The organism is Gammaproteobacteria bacterium (genome assembly GCA_033344735.1).
GTDB lineage: Bacteria > Pseudomonadota > Gammaproteobacteria > UBA4575 > UBA4575 > UBA1858.
Map to the genome: position 1 here is coordinate 1,739,449 of JAWPMW010000001.1, position 13,821 is coordinate 1,753,269.

The window sequence follows — 13,821 nt, forward strand, 5'->3', positions numbered from 1 at the left end:
TATTATACAGAATTTTGATGGATTCATGATGACTAGAATTTATTTACTCTTATTCGCCGTTATTACAGCCTATCTTGGTGGCTGCGCTGCCAACCCAGTCACTGGCAAACAAGATTTTGTATTAATGTCCGAGGAACAGGAGATTAATTTAGGTCGCCAAGCCCATCAACAAATTCTAAAGCAATATAAAGTCTATGATGATCCAGAACTTCAGGAATATGTAAATAATATTGTGGAAGAACTGTCAGCTAAAAGTCATCGTGATCAGCTACTTTTTCATGCAACAGTATTAGATAGCCCACAAGTAAATGCCTTTGCTCTGCCGGGTGGTTATGTCTATATCACACGTGGAATCATGGCTTATATGAATTCAGAAGCAGAAATGGCTGGCGTACTTGGCCATGAAATCGGTCATGTCACTGCAAGACATGGCGTAAGGCAGCAAAGTGCTTCCCAGATTGCGAGCATATTATCAACCGCAGCTGTAATTGCTACAGGTTCTCGAGCCATAGCAGATGCAAGTAACATTGCAGGTACCGCTTTACTCAGAGGTTATGGTCGCGAACATGAATTAGAGGCTGATCGATTAGGTGCTGAGTATCTCGCCAAAGTAGGTTACGACCCTCAGGAGATGATAAATGTAGTTGGAATTCTTAAGTCTCAGGAAGAATTTGACAAGCAGCTAGCCGAAGAAGAAGGACGTGAACCACGAGCTTATCATGGATTATTTTCTACCCACCCTGCTAATGACCTCCGCTTACAAGAAGTGATTCGTGCAGCGGATAAGTTTCGCTCTAAAAATGACCGCCCTGATGATGGAACATTTTTAAAATTAACCAATGGCATGACCTTAGGACAAAGTGAAAGAGAAGGTGTTATTCGCGGCAACAAGTTTTACCATAATGATTTAAATATCACGATCACTTTCCCACAAGGCTGGAAGATAGATAATCTTCCCGACCGCTTAATTGCATCAACCAAAACTAAAGATGCAGTCATGCAAATATCATTGCGAGACTTAAACAAAAGACAAACGCCTAAAGAGTTTATTCAAAGCCAATTTGGAGACAATTTACGTAACGACAAGCCCATCACAACTGAATCATTTAAAGGTTATACTGCTATAACTAAAACCAAAACCCCATTTGGCAATCAAGATACCCGAATAGCCGCACTATTCAAAGATAAGCAAGTATTCCAAGTGCTAGCAGCGGCCAAAGATTTAAACTTACTCAAAAAACATGACAAAGACTTCTTAGCAACAGTAAATAGCATTAGAAAACTACGCAGTAATGAAAAAGAATTGGCTAAAGCGAGGAAAATAAAAGTCATTACCGCAAAGAAAGGTGACACATTTGCTACGCTAGCAAAAAATTCACCATTAACTTCACATGCAGAAGAGCAATTAAGGTTACTGAATGGCCTTTACCCTGACGGAGAACCCACACCTGGCAAACCAATTAAAATTGTTGAGTAGATAAACACAGGTACAATCTTCAATTGTCGAGTATCATGATGACTGCTGATATCGACATTCAGTAAACTCTATTACTAATCATTATTAAAACATATGGCTAAGACTACTGCCTATCTAGTTGATTCCAGTATTTACATTTTCCGCGCCTGGTTTACCCTTCCAGATTCGCTAACAAATGATAATGGGGATCCTGTCAATGCGGTTTATGGGTTTATTGATTTTGTAGCAGGTTTCTTAGAAGAAACTAGACCTACGCACTTATCTTTTGCGTTCGATCAAAGCCTTACCAGTTCATTTAGAAATACTATCTACCCTCCTTACAAGGCAAATAGAGACCCTGCTCCAGATGAATTAAAACTGCAATTTGAATACTGCAGACGCTTTATTCAAGCAATAGGGTTTCCTTTACTCAGCAGTGATCGATATGAAGCTGATGACTTACTAGGTACTGCTGCCGCTCGTGCTCGCGCTGATGGACATAACGTTACCATTTTAAGTGCAGATAAGGATTTAGCTCAGCTAATCGAAGAGGGTGATACTTTATGGGACTATGCTAGAGATAGAAGATTTAACCCAAAAAAAGTTAAAGAGCATTTTGGTGTTCGACCAGACCAAATTGCTGATCAATTAGCATTAGCCGGAGATAAGGTAGATAACATTCCCGGAGTCCCAGGTGTTGGCATGACTACTGCTGCTAGGCTATTAACTAAGTTTGAAACTATTGATGGCTTATTAAAAAATATTCCTGCAATAAGTGATATGGGAATTCGTGGCGCTAAGCGAATCCAAGGGCTCATCGAAGAACACCAGGAAATGATCTTACTATGTAAAAAACTGACTGAGATTAAATGTGACGTTGAGACTCTACATGGTGATTATGAACTTGAACGCGGTCAATGTGACTACTCCGACCTGGATGAATTATTTAATGAAATAGGCATTGGTAATATTCGTCGTGAAAAATGGAAGAAACTAGTCGTCAATTAACTCAATTACTGCTCTGCACCTAATTGCTTTGCACGCTGCTGCGATACAATTTTTTGTTGTTGGTCATCTTCCTGATCATATGATGTCGCTCCTCTCCAACCCTGCATATGTTTAACCGCTAGTTGATAAATTGCTTCGACATGGTCTTCATTGTCATTCAGCGCTGGGATGTATTGAAATTTCTCCCCACCTGCTTGCATAAATATTTCACGATTAAGCATATCTATTTCTTCTAATGTCTCAACGCAATCTGCAGAAAAACCAGGACAAAATACATCTACAGATTCCATGTTATCCTTCGCCATCGCTTCTAAAGTTTTATCAGTATATGGCTGCAACCACTCTTCACGACCAAAGCGAGATTGGAATGTTAATTTCCATTGCTCTTCATTAAGCTGAAGTTTTTCAGCAATCAAACGTGCGGTTTTGTAACACTGACAATGATAAGGGTCGCCCGCCAACAAATATCTTTTAGGGAGGCCATGAAATGAAAACAATAACACTTGGCTTTGTTCATGTGTCGCCCAATAACGTTGGATTTGATTTGCACAGGCACTGATATAGTTTTCATCATCCGGATACTGATTGACGAATCTCAACTCTGGCATCCAGCGTAATTTTGCAAACGTACTGGCAACCGCATCAAACGTTGATCCCGTTGTGGATCCTGAGTATTGAGGATACAAAGGCAGCACTAACAATTGAGTGACGTTGTTTTCTTGCATTTTAATAAGAGCAGACTCGATAGAAGGCTTACCATAACGCATGGCAAAATCTACCTCTATATGTTCAAGATTGTGAGCAGTAAATTTTTCCTTTAACGCAACTAATTGAGACTTAGTATGGACCATCAAAGGGGAGCCTTGTTCTGTCCAAATCTTTGCATAAGTCGCAGCACTTTTACGCGGCCTTATTCTAAGTATCACCAGATTCAATACTAGCCACCACAATGGCCGTGGAAATTCTACGACTCGCGGATCCCATAAAAATTCTGCAAGATATTTACGCAATGCAGTAGGTGTAGCAGCTTCAGGTGTGCCTAAATTGGTAATTAAAAAACCCAGCTTTTCTGGACTGGTATGGTTATATTCAGATTTCCCTAGATACTTCATGATTTTTTATGACTTTGTATGCTTATTCCAACAAGCATACAACGACTAGCGCTTTTACGAAAATTTTCTCAATCTTTCGTGTAGAGGACTTGTACGAGGAAAATGAGCCAAAAGAAATTTCATCTGATCAGCCATCACTTTACGCCCCTGCAGATAAATATATTCAGCATGGGTAGGCACAAAAGGAACCGCTAATAATTCCATATTGGCTTGTTCAGGCGTGTAGTTTGCTTTCTGATTATTGCAGCGCTTACATGCAGTAACAACATTATTCCAAATATCTTCACCGCCTTGGCTAATAGGCGTCACATGGTCTCGAGATAAATCCCGACGTCCAAAACGCTCTCCACAATACATACACAGATGTGCATCGCGTTTAAAAAGAGTTTGGTTATTCAGAGGGGGAATATAACTATCGTGCAGAGACTTATTACTACCATATGTTGCAATAATCGAATTTACTTCGATGTAACTATGCATCCCAGTCTTTGCATTAACGCCACCATGAACAGTATAGAGCACCTCTCCACATGAATAGGCGACTTGTTCGGAATAATACAATTTCGTGGCATCCTGGTAATTAATCCATTCCAAGGGCATGCCGGATACATCAGTCCGTAATACTTGTTGCCAAAAAGATTGCAAAGCCTTTACTCCAAACTAGCAAGTCGAGTGCTACTCTAATGATAGTGAACCCATCTGGCAAGCTTTATACACTGATAATGATTATGAAATTTTTATTAAATCAAGCTAAACACACAAATAATTAATGTGAATTTTTAGACTTCTGCTTCCAGCGCTTGCGAATCTCTGCCTGCTCTTCTGGAGACAATTGTTTGTACCATTGATATTTTTGTTTTATTTTAGCGCGTTCTTCAGGTGGCAAAGATTGAAATTTTTTGCGCCGCTCTTGAACTACAGCTTTCTCCTTGGGAGACATATTAGCCCACCGCTTCAATCTATTTTTAATTTTATTTTTTTTCTCTTCGGGCAATGTGTCCCATTGATTTGATAACTTATTTAAACGTGTGCGCCGCTTAGGTGAAAGGGTATTCCAGTCGTTTTTTAGCGGAGCAAGTATATTTTGCTGCTTATTACTCAACTCATCCCATGTGATGACATCATCAGCAATAGCGGTTAATGAAAAACAACACATTACTAATAGAAATAAGCATGACTGTATGAATTTAACTTTATGCATTTCAACTATTTGTTTCTTGTTCTGACAACCACACATAAAAATCATATTGTTCATACAACTCAATGCCAGCATCAGCTTCAAATATTAGGCTATCCACATTGCTCATCACTTCAATATCATTAGCTATATAATTAGGTGAGTTAACAAATAAAAATAGTGCAAACATCGACACACAGGCAAAACTTGCAATACTGATCCAGACTGATTTTCGTTGAAGCCAAAGACTACTAGTGTTGTCAGATTCTAATACTTTTGCACGCGCCATTTGTAGTTTATGGCGTGTGTCCGAATCGATGTCTTGAACTGATTTATCAAGCACCAACTTTATTTGTTGATTGAATTTATCTTGTTTAGATTGTTTCATCCTACGTCTTCCAATAGTTTTTGTAATGTTTGCAAAGCACGTGACAAATGTGTTTTAACACTTCCAGATGAACACTTCATAATATTTGCTGTTTCATTCACACTAAAGCCCTCCCAGACACGCAACAAAAATGTTTGTCTTTGTCTAAGTGATAACTGACTTAGTGCCTGTTGTAATTTTTCCATGGTCATCTCACTAGTCAACTGTTGCTCAGGCGTGTGTTCTGTACTGGCAACTTGTGAGTTTAGCCAATCCTCATCTGATTCCATCTCAGTTTTAGGCCAATGCAATTTTGCTCGGACCATGCCCCATCGATGCCAATCTTTGATTTTATTTTGCAATATTCGATAGAACAATGGCCGCCATTCTTCACAAGGTCTAGCCAAATAATTCTTCATTAACGCCTCCATGGCATCTTGCACTAGATCAAGCGCATCACCACGATGGCGTGTTTCTATCATTGCCATACGAAAAGCCCGCTGCTCAACAGCACGGTAGAAATCAGCTAGTTCCAGGCGTTGATCTTGTGTAACCTTCAGTACGATTCCCTCATTATTATGTTCTAGAAACATTGGTGATTTACTCAATATAGATCGACTTACCTTTATTAACGAACGTTCACTAATATTGGTTGACGAAGACCTTTCACAACAAGTATATGGGCATCTCTTAAAGAACTTTATTCACAATTAACGTTAAAGTTCTATGAATCTAGCCATGAGATCTAAGATTGTGCATAAATTGCCATAAGTGTATGATTTTTATGCGAGAAAATTTGGCTGTAATTTAAACAATCTAAAAACTATTGGCTTAAAACGACGTTTTTCGCACTTTATTACCGCCTCTATCCACACAGTTATCCACAGCTTTTGTGGATAGTTTTATGAACGGCAATAGGGATATTTTTGATAATCTTCATGAAGTAATAATCATACACTTATGACAATTAACAAGTTTGCACAAGTTGGCATTGATACGCCGTTACGAAGATTATTTGATTATCGTATTCCTGACTCTATTTCTGAGCTTCACGTTGGCTGTCGTGTCTTGATTCCATTTGGTAAGCGTTCAGTAGTAGGTATTGTAGTTAAGCTAATTGATACGCCCAGTATTGAAGCTAGTCGACTAAAAAACATTCAAGAAAAACTTGATGTTGATGCAATTTTTAATGCTGAATCACTTGCGCTAATCCGCTGGGCAGCACGTTATTACCAATACCCATTAGGCGCTGCATTATTCAGTGCACTTCCTCCTGCGCTACGCAAATCCAAGCCAGATGATAGTCAGTCTACTGAGATTAAGTGGCTAGCAATCAACGACGCTAACGAGAGCTTAAGACGAGCCCCTAAACAAGCTCGCATTCACGCATGGATTAAGCAACATGCTGAAGGAGTCAATAAACAACAAATTAGACAACAGTTTCCAGGCAGCAGTGTGACTATAAAAGCTTTAGAACAACGTGGCTTGATTAAATCAATTGAAGTAAAAGAACAACAACTCACACAAACGCTTGCTGATAATAAATTACGATTAACAGAAGATCAAAACGACGTCAGCCAAGCCATTATCAATTCGTTGCATCAGTTTAGAGTATATTTATTGGAAGGTGTGACTGGAAGTGGTAAGACTGAAGTTTACTTTAGTATTATTTCTCAGGTACTAAAATCACCAAAAGCTCAAGTGCTTATATTAGTGCCTGAAATTGGTTTAACCCCTCAATTGCATCATCGCCTAGAAAAACATTTTGGCATTGCTATTGGTTTATTACATTCCAACATCACTGAGAAACAACGCAAAAAAACTTGGTTAAGCATCACAACTGGCGAAGTGCGTATTATTTTGGGTACACGCTTGGCAGTCTTTACGCCCATTCCTTATTTGCAGTTGATCGTAGTTGACGAAGAACATGATGCTTCTTTAAAGCAACAAGAAGGTTTTTTATACCACGCACGAGATGTTGCAATATACCGAGCAAAACAATTATCTATCCCAGTAATTCTTGGTAGCGCTACTCCTTCATTTGAATCGATTCACAATGCCACATTGGAAAAATTCCAACATTTACATCTAAATAAACGTGCACACTCAGATCTCATGCCAAAAATTCAATTTGCAGATATGCGCACTGAGAAAGCAGGGACTATCATATCCAGCCCGCTTAACAACGCGATGCACATACATTTACAAGCTGGCAAACAAGTCATTTTGTTCCTCAATCGACGTGGGTATGCCCCAGCATTGCTTTGTCATGATTGTGGCTGGGTAGCCCAGTGCTCCCACTGTGATTCCAACCTCACATACCACACAAAAATTAATAAATTAATTTGCCATCATTGTGACAGAAAAAAACTCAAACCTGAGCAATGTCCAAAATGCAGCTCAAATAATCTAATTATGCTGGGCCATGGCACACAACGTATTGAAGAGGTTCTCTCACAACAATTCCCTGCTTACTCTGCGATTCGCTTAGATAGAGACATTTCCCGTCGCAAAGGCAGTTTAGAAAAGATTTTGGCCGACATTCACCAATTAAATCATCAAATTATAATTGGCACGCAAATTCTTTCTAAAGGCCACGACTTCCCAGATGTTTCCTTAGTCGGGATATTAGATATTGATTATGGAATTCATAGTACTGATTTTCGTGCGCTAGAACGCAGCGCCCAACTATTAATTCAGGTTGCTGGGCGCTCAGGAAGACGTAGCACCCAAGGAGAAGTGTTCGTACAAACTCACACTCCCGACCACCCATTACTACAAACCTTGCTTCATTATGGCTACCCCACTTTTGCTTCTAAGGCGCTACAAGCACGATCAGAATGGAAGCTACCTCCCTTCTCACACCACATCGCTATTCGTGCTCGTAGCCAAAACAACACTCATCTATATATATTTTTGGAAAAGATTGCTGACATAGCACGACAGATGCTACCCACTGAAATAGTCGTTCAAGGTCCAATAACCCCTGCAATGGAAAAGAAAGCAGGCCAGTTTCGGGCATTTATATTATTAGTTGCTAACCAGCGTGGATTATTCACTCAATCTATTGAAACCTATTTAAATCACATTGAGACTCTTGCGGAATCTCGCAAGGTAAGATGGAGTATTGATATTGATCCAATCGATAATTTCTGATTAATTCATACATGATAAATTCAGGTACAATGCAGCGCTTTATATTATTTGGGACCAAGCCTTGAAGGAACAAATCATCCACGCTATTGCTGATGCACTTGATCAATTATCATCAGAAGGCAAAATTCAAGGTGAATTTTCTGGTGACGTTCAAGTCACGCGCAGCAAAGATCCAGCTCATGGTGACTTTGCAAGTAATATTGCATTAGTGTTCGCTAAAAAAATTGGCTTGGCACCTCATCAACTGGCTGAGCTATTAAGTATTCAATTAAGCTCCTCTGTGATATTTGAAAAAATTGAAATTGCCGGCCCCGGCTTTATTAATTTCTATATAGCTCAAAAAAATCACACTCAAGTAATTAGCACTATTCTCTCAGAACAACATAATTATGGTAGCAATACGAATGGCGCTGGAAAGTCCATCCACCTTGAGTATGTATCAGCAAATCCTACTGGGCCTTTACATGTTGGACACGGCCGAGGCGCCGCATATGGCGCTACACTAGCTAACTTATATAGCGTAAATGGTTACCAGGTACATCGTGAATACTATGTCAATGACGCAGGTCGACAGATGGATATTTTGGCTACTTCAGTATGGCTTCGATATCTTGAACTATGTGGTGCTGAATTTACTTTCCCCAGCAATGGTTATAAGGGAGATTATATTTGGGATATTGCTGCCACCGCGCATCGTTCGCATTCAGATACATATTTCATAAACCCCACATCATTTAACAAGCAACTACCTAAAGATGAACCAGAGGGTGGTGACAAAGAAACGCATATCGATGCGTTGATATCCATTGCCAAAGAAAAATTACAAACTCAAGGCTATTCAGTTTTCTTTGATTTAGCGATTGATACTATCCTATCCGACATAAAGGATGACTTACATTTGTTTGGTGTAGATTACGAACAGTGGTACTCCGAACGCAGTCTATTTGAAAGCAATAAAATCAACTCCGTCATAGAAAAGTTAAAAACTAGCAATTACATTTATGAAAAAAATGGTGCTTTATGGTTTGCCTCTTCTAAACTTGGCGACGAAAAAGATCGCGTAGTTGTTAGAGAGAATGGTCAACCCACTTATTTTGCTTCTGATATCGCTTATCACGCCGATAAATTTTCTAAAGGCTATTCACAAATAATTAATATCTGGGGCGCAGACCATCATGGCTATATCGCGAGAGTTAGAGCCGCATTAAAAGCACTAGATCTCGACGACCTCAAACTAAATATTTTGTTAGTCCAGTTTGCCAATCTTTATCGTGGCAAGGTTAAGCAGCAAATGTCAACACGCTCTGGTGAATTCGTCACTTTGCGTGAACTACGCAAAGAAGTAGGTTCTGATGCAGCTCGTTTTTTTTATGTCATGCGCAAAAGTGAACAACATTTAGATTTTGACCTAGAGCTTGCCACCTCAACTAGCAATGAAAACCCGATGTATTATGTACAATACGCACATGCAAGAATTTGTAGCGTATTAAGACAAACACAGCAGACAGCTGATAATTGTGACTTAGCTGACTTAGAAAGTCTTCTTATTGAAGACAGTGAATATAGCTTAATCAATAAAATTGCTGATTACCCTGAATTAATTGCTTCTGCGTGTCACAAGCAAGCACCACATTTATTAGTAAACTATTTACGCGAGCTATCACAAAAGTTTCATGGCTATTATAATGAAACACAGTTTCTGGTTGACTCGGAACAACTCAGGACATCCCGTTTATTACTCATTAAAGCTATTAAACAAGTATTGGTTAACGGATTAAAAATTTTAGGTGTTAACGCTCCAGATAAAATGTAGGCGGAAAAATCATGGCACGAACTAATACAAGAAAAAAAACAAAGTCAAGGTCTAGACCTAACAAACCATTACCTGGATGGGTTTGGCTAGCCACTGGTTTAATTATAGGACTAAGCGCAACATTCCTTCCTTCAATTAACGAGAAAATTAAACTTGATCAAACAGAAAATATTACAAAAGATAAAACTCCTGTGGCACCCGTCAGCAAACGTACCTTTGACTTTTATACGATTTTGCCAGAACTAGAAGTTGTAGTAGACAAGAACAGTGATGACTCATCATCAAACTCAAACAAAGAACTTCCTGCAGGAAAATATGTTTTACAGGTCGGCTCGTTTAAAAGTAGCGATGAGGCAGACAGCTTAAAAGCTCAGTTAGCCTTAATGGGAGTAGAAACTAATATTGAAATTGTAAAAGTAAATACCATTAACTGGCACCGCGTAAGGGTGGGACCAAGCGAGAATATAGATCAGCTACAATCCACTCAAAAACGACTACGCATTAAAAACATGGATTCTATTCTATTAAAAGTTCGTGGCTAATCTATACTCCGCTTCCGTCTAATTATTTGTCACACTTACAATCACACTCAGACTCTACCGACTGACTTGGAGTATTAGCATTTTCAAGACGCTGGATTCTTTCTTCTAATGCATCCATTTTTTGTTTTTGCATGGCGACTTCAACCGATGATAAATCTTTTACAGTAGCAATCTCTTTCACATCCAGGCCTTGAATTCCTGCAGTAACTAGCTTGCGCGCCTCTTTAGTTTTATTTACATTAGGAGTTAACGCATTACGCGAATCCATTAACTCAAAACTATTGTACTTCCCTGTCGTTTTACTTTCAGTGACCAGACGAACCATTGGTGAATTGCCGGAAACATCGGTTGATGCTAACTCAGAGTAATTTTCGCTATGTAACACTTCATAAGTTTTATCTCTCCTACTCCATGAGATAACCGAAAATCCGTTTTCTGTAAAAACAATATGCCCTTTCTCTCTACCTTTTCCACCAGAAAAAAGTCCATGGCCTTTTTTATTAGGATAATAATAAACATTACTCGATAGAAGGATAGACTCGTCATCGTTGACCACGCCACTGGCCCTTACTTTTCCATAAAACTCTTCATTCTCATTCGCTTGGACAAAAGTGGTCATGCTGCTAATCATTAAAAATATAATTACGTAAATTAATTTCATCTAGACTTGTACCCTTAAATTATTTGATTAATTTTGATGTCTATAATTATAAGTGAAACTAACTTATTTATAATGCGCTTCTTTGTCTTCACCTTTTTAATCTGTTCAATAATAACTTTGCTTAATCGACAAGCACTCATTCATGTAAGCACATAAAATGCACTAAATTAGTGCATTTTATGTGCTGACTATCCCTAAATGTGTATTATATTCGACCTTAATTAACCCAATTATTAGATTATGCCGTTAGAAAATTATCCCGTTACAGCAGAAATACAAGCTCAGATACCTAAATTTCAGGGCCTGAAACGCGCTGAGCTAATAGATCGAATTAAAGATTTACTGATCAAGCAAAATGCTGTCTTAGTGGCGCACTATTACACACACGAAGACTTACAGGAGATCGCAGAAGATACTGGCGGTACTGTTGCAGATTCACTTGAAATGGCACGATTTGGCAATGAACATCCAGCCTCTACATTAATTGTAGCTGGGGTTAAGTTTATGGGTGAAACAGCAAAGATTTTAACACCTGAAAAACGTGTTTTAATGCCCACACTAGAAGCAACTTGCTCCCTGGATTTGAGCTGCCCAGCTGATCAATTCAATGACTTTTGCAATCAACACTCTGATCGAACTTCAGTCGTCTATGCAAACACCAGTGCGGCCGTAAAAGCGCGCGCAGACTGGGTTGTGACTTCAAGTATTGCTGTTCCAATAATTTCCCATTTGATGGATCAGGATGAGAAGATCCTTTGGGCACCTGATAAGCATCTAGGTCGTTATTTACAAAAAGTAACAGGTGCCGATATGTTACTTTGGGATGGTTCGTGCATAGTCCATGAAGAGTTCAAGGCGCGTGCTTTGGGTGATGTTATTGAACAATATCCAGATGCTGCTGTTTTAGTGCATCCTGAATCACCACAGGACGTCATTGAAATGGCCGATGTCGTCGGCTCAACAAGCGCTCTGATCAAAGCTAGCCAGACTCTAGAGAACAAATCGTTTATCGTAGCTACAGATAACCGCATTTTTTACAAAATGAAGCAGTTAGCTCCGAATAAAACATTTATCGAAGCACCCACTGCCGGCGAAGGTGCCACCTGTAAAAGTTGCGCTCATTGTCCATGGATGGCAATGAATGGGTTACATAATTTATTAAATGTATTAGAAACAGGTGAAAATGAAATATTTGTTGACGAAGATACCCGTAAAGCAGCGTATCGCTCTACGATGCGTATGCTCGACTTCGCCCGAAACTATAATAAATAATATTTCAGCGCTGTTTAACAGCTTCCCCTGTAAGACCATCTATAGCAGGGATTTTTCATGGCAGTAGTTAACGCACCTACACTCATCGGCGAAAGACAACCGCTCACATTACAACAATTTATTGGCTTAATTAAAAAATTATCACCTGCCAAAATTGCTCAATTGCCTTTAGACATTATTCCCACAAATATTCCAGCGGACGTGGCTGAACAAGCTCCTGCAGCCTCACGTGCTGCTGTAGAAGATTTGTTAATGACTATTAACTCGGTACATTTAAAAAAACGTATTGCTGATGTCGAAAATTATGGTGAAGAAATTGTCGCAGCAATGGATAAAGCCAAAACAAGCTGTACATCAAATACCTTGAGAGTTTTTAAAAATAAAATTCTAACTTTAATCGAATTATTACAAGTCTCGAAAAAAGAAGACAAAGCTATTCCCGAACAAAGTCTGGTTGCCCAGCTGTCATCAATAAATAATTTATTAATAGATGTCCGTAGCGAAAGCTACTCAATGACATCAACAATAGATACATTGTGCGCGGTAAAACCTAACTCAGAACAAGATACAAATAGGTTTGAGGCATTAATTAAACGCATTAAAACCGCTGTCACAGTGACAGAAAATACCTTAGGTGAGTACTACATTCTACGCTTGAAGTTATTATCTAAAATAATCTCAGAAAAGAAAAAAAATATTGAAGCACATGAAAAAACCTCTAGCGAAAGCAAGGAAGAGCTAACTATCCTTAGAGAGGAGTTAGAAAAAACCAAGGGACTGTGGAATCGTACAATTAAGCGTAAAAGTACTCTTGCTGAAGAAGAAATTGTCCAGAATAGAATTCAAGAACTCATCAATGAAATCAATCAAAGTGAAATTGTTATCTCCGAAAATGACTTGATATTATGGTTAGATACTATTGTTGACGCTAGCTTAAATGAGCGCTCTCAAGTACGTGTTGCAAAATCACTGCGTACTGCACGCATTTCATTATATTACCTACTAAATCGCTTCTGCAAAGGGCAAGAAGAATCTGCTATTCAAATCGCTCAAAACCCTTTTATACAAGTTGACCCAGAACAAGCTATTCGTTACATGCTAATGTCTGAACAATTTATTCTGGACTACTTCACGAAGAAGAAGAATGAAAAGACTGCTTGGTTAAGTGGTGCTGCTGAAAATAAAATCGCGGAACTTGATAATTTACAGAAAGAAATTTTAGCTGAATTGAAACGTGCGACGCGAGGAATACTTTAA

13 protein-coding genes are annotated in these 13,821 nt (G+C 38.9%); 7 read left to right on the forward strand and 6 right to left on the reverse strand.

What is annotated here, in order from left to right:
- Positions 1-25: 25 nt before the first annotated feature.
- Together R8G33_08955 and R8G33_08960 are read left to right on the forward strand one after the other, a co-directional pair.
- Positions 26-1,477, forward strand: coding sequence for a M48 family metalloprotease (locus R8G33_08955; protein ID MDW3095785.1), 1,452 nt, complete (start codon positions 26-28; stop codon positions 1,475-1,477).
- 93 nt (positions 1,478-1,570) lie between these two features.
- On the forward strand, positions 1,571-2,464 hold the full coding sequence (locus R8G33_08960; protein ID MDW3095786.1) for a 5'-3' exonuclease H3TH domain-containing protein: 894 nt from the start codon (positions 1,571-1,573) through the stop codon (positions 2,462-2,464).
- Positions 2,465-2,469: 5 nt separating this feature from the next.
- Here R8G33_08960 and hemH read toward each other — a convergent pair whose 3' ends face one another.
- The 5 genes from hemH to R8G33_08985 all read right to left on the reverse strand — a co-directional run bounded on the left by hemH (position 2,470) and on the right by R8G33_08985 (position 5,728).
- Complete coding sequence (gene hemH / locus R8G33_08965) at positions 2,470-3,576, reverse strand: ferrochelatase (GenBank protein MDW3095787.1); 1,107 nt, start codon at positions 3,574-3,576, stop codon at positions 2,470-2,472.
- A 54-nt stretch (positions 3,577-3,630) separates the two neighbouring features.
- Positions 3,631-4,176 carry an HNH endonuclease gene (locus R8G33_08970; GenBank protein ID MDW3095788.1) on the reverse strand — a complete coding sequence of 182 codons (546 nt, stop codon included), beginning with the start codon at positions 4,174-4,176 and terminating at the stop codon, positions 3,631-3,633.
- Between the two features lie 166 nt (positions 4,177-4,342).
- Complete coding sequence (locus R8G33_08975; protein MDW3095789.1) at positions 4,343-4,777, reverse strand: DUF3106 domain-containing protein; 435 nt, start codon at positions 4,775-4,777, stop codon at positions 4,343-4,345.
- Between the two features lies 1 nt (position 4,778).
- A complete protein-coding gene (locus R8G33_08980; protein MDW3095790.1) occupies positions 4,779-5,141 on the reverse strand; it encodes a hypothetical protein in 363 nt (120 codons plus the stop codon).
- Positions 5,138-5,728, reverse strand: a complete 591-nt coding sequence (locus tag R8G33_08985) for an RNA polymerase sigma factor (GenBank protein MDW3095791.1) — start codon at positions 5,726-5,728, stop codon at positions 5,138-5,140. Before R8G33_08985 ends, R8G33_08980 begins: the two co-directional genes overlap by 4 nt.
- Before the next feature lie 352 nt (positions 5,729-6,080).
- Here R8G33_08985 and R8G33_08990 point away from each other — a divergent pair, with 352 nt between their 5' ends.
- The 3 genes from R8G33_08990 (at position 6,081) to R8G33_09000 (ending at position 10,631) form a co-directional block, all read left to right on the forward strand.
- Positions 6,081-8,276: a primosomal protein N' gene (locus tag R8G33_08990; protein ID MDW3095792.1), complete on the forward strand. Its 2,196-nt coding sequence runs from the start codon at positions 6,081-6,083 to the stop codon at positions 8,274-8,276.
- Between the two features lie 61 nt (positions 8,277-8,337).
- Entirely contained in the window at positions 8,338-10,089 is a 1,752-nt protein-coding gene (argS, locus tag R8G33_08995) for an arginine--tRNA ligase (GenBank protein ID MDW3095793.1), read from the forward strand.
- An 11-nt stretch (positions 10,090-10,100) separates the two neighbouring features.
- On the forward strand, positions 10,101-10,631 hold the full coding sequence (locus R8G33_09000; GenBank protein ID MDW3095794.1) for an SPOR domain-containing protein: 531 nt from the start codon (positions 10,101-10,103) through the stop codon (positions 10,629-10,631).
- 22 nt (positions 10,632-10,653) lie between these two features.
- Here the strand turns inward: R8G33_09000 and R8G33_09005 are convergent, their stop codons facing one another.
- A complete protein-coding gene (locus R8G33_09005) occupies positions 10,654-11,250 on the reverse strand; it encodes a hypothetical protein (GenBank protein MDW3095795.1) in 597 nt (198 codons plus the stop codon).
- Between the two features lie 282 nt (positions 11,251-11,532).
- Here R8G33_09005 and nadA point away from each other — a divergent pair, with 282 nt between their 5' ends.
- The gene (gene nadA / locus R8G33_09010; GenBank protein ID MDW3095796.1) at positions 11,533-12,564 is read left to right on the forward strand and encodes a quinolinate synthase NadA; all 1,032 of its coding nucleotides are present in this window, start codon (positions 11,533-11,535) and stop codon (positions 12,562-12,564) included.
- 57 nt (positions 12,565-12,621) lie between these two features.
- Positions 12,622-13,821: a hypothetical protein gene (locus R8G33_09015; GenBank protein MDW3095797.1), complete on the forward strand. Its 1,200-nt coding sequence runs from the start codon at positions 12,622-12,624 to the stop codon at positions 13,819-13,821.

Excerpts from the sequence above, each read along its gene's own strand:
- R8G33_08975 (MDW3095789.1), bottom strand. The coding sequence starts at position 4,777 with ATGCATAAAGTTAAATTCATACAGTCATGCTTATTTCTATTAGTAATG.
- nadA (MDW3095796.1), top strand. The coding sequence starts at position 11,533 with ATGCCGTTAGAAAATTATCCCGTTACAGCAGAAATACAAGCTCAGATA.
- R8G33_09015 (MDW3095797.1), top strand. The coding sequence starts at position 12,622 with ATGGCAGTAGTTAACGCACCTACACTCATCGGCGAAAGACAACCGCTC.
- R8G33_09005 (MDW3095795.1), bottom strand. The coding sequence starts at position 11,250 with ATGACCACTTTTGTCCAAGCGAATGAGAATGAAGAGTTTTATGGAAAA.
- R8G33_09000 (MDW3095794.1), top strand. The coding sequence starts at position 10,101 with ATGGCACGAACTAATACAAGAAAAAAAACAAAGTCAAGGTCTAGACCT.
- R8G33_08980 (MDW3095790.1), bottom strand. The coding sequence starts at position 5,141 with ATGAAACAATCTAAACAAGATAAATTCAATCAACAAATAAAGTTGGTG.
- hemH (MDW3095787.1), bottom strand. The coding sequence starts at position 3,576 with ATGAAGTATCTAGGGAAATCTGAATATAACCATACCAGTCCAGAAAAG.
- R8G33_08970 (MDW3095788.1), bottom strand. The coding sequence starts at position 4,176 with ATGCCCTTGGAATGGATTAATTACCAGGATGCCACGAAATTGTATTAT.
- R8G33_08990 (MDW3095792.1), top strand. The coding sequence starts at position 6,081 with ATGACAATTAACAAGTTTGCACAAGTTGGCATTGATACGCCGTTACGA.
- R8G33_08960 (MDW3095786.1), top strand. The coding sequence starts at position 1,571 with ATGGCTAAGACTACTGCCTATCTAGTTGATTCCAGTATTTACATTTTC.
- R8G33_08955 (MDW3095785.1), top strand. The coding sequence starts at position 26 with ATGATGACTAGAATTTATTTACTCTTATTCGCCGTTATTACAGCCTAT.